This window comes from Pseudomonas sp. MWU12-2319, from assembly GCF_023242525.1.
Taxonomy (GTDB): domain Bacteria; phylum Pseudomonadota; class Gammaproteobacteria; order Pseudomonadales; family Pseudomonadaceae; genus Aquipseudomonas; species Aquipseudomonas gingeri_D.
The window spans coordinates 1-575 of sequence record NZ_JALJES010000066.1; the positions used below are offsets into that span (position 1 = coordinate 1).

1 protein-coding gene is annotated in these 575 nt (G+C 61.7%); it reads right to left on the minus strand.

The window, feature by feature from the left end; all coding sequences use genetic code 11:
* Positions 1 to 575, minus strand: a 575-nt coding sequence (locus M5C01_RS32770; RefSeq protein WP_248764477.1) for a phosphopantetheine-binding protein, incomplete at both ends; no start/stop codon positions are given.

The following is a 575-nucleotide window of genomic DNA, read 5'->3' on the forward strand; positions in this document are numbered from 1 at the left end:
CCAGGCCGACCTGGCGCATGCGTTCGATCAACGTCACGGCCAATAGCGAGTGACCGCCAAGTTCGAAGAAGTTGTCGTGCCGCCCTACGCGCTCGACCTTGAGCAGTTCCGCCCAGAGTTGCGCCAGTACGGTTTCGGCTTCCCCTTGTGGAGCCTCGTATTCACGGCTGATCAATGCGCCACCATCTGGCGCCGGCAACGCCTTGCGATTCAGCTTGCCGTTAGGCGTCAGTGGCAGTGCATCGAGCTGCACGTAGGCGGCTGGGACCATGTACTCCGGCAATGCGCCTTGCAGATGAGTGCGCAGGCTTTCGATCTCCAACACGGTTTCAGGCTGCTGCGCGGTGACGTAGGCCACGAGGCGTTTTTCGCCCGGGTTGTCCTCCCGAGCCAGGACTACGCTTTCCTTAACGCCAGGGTAAGCAGCCAGGCGCGCTTCGATTTCGCCCAGTTCGATCCGGAAACCACGGATCTTCACCTGGTCGTCGTTACGGCCCAGGTATTCCACCGTGCCGTCCGGCAGATAGCGACCCAGGTCGCCGGTGCGGTACATACGACCGACATTGAACGGGTCG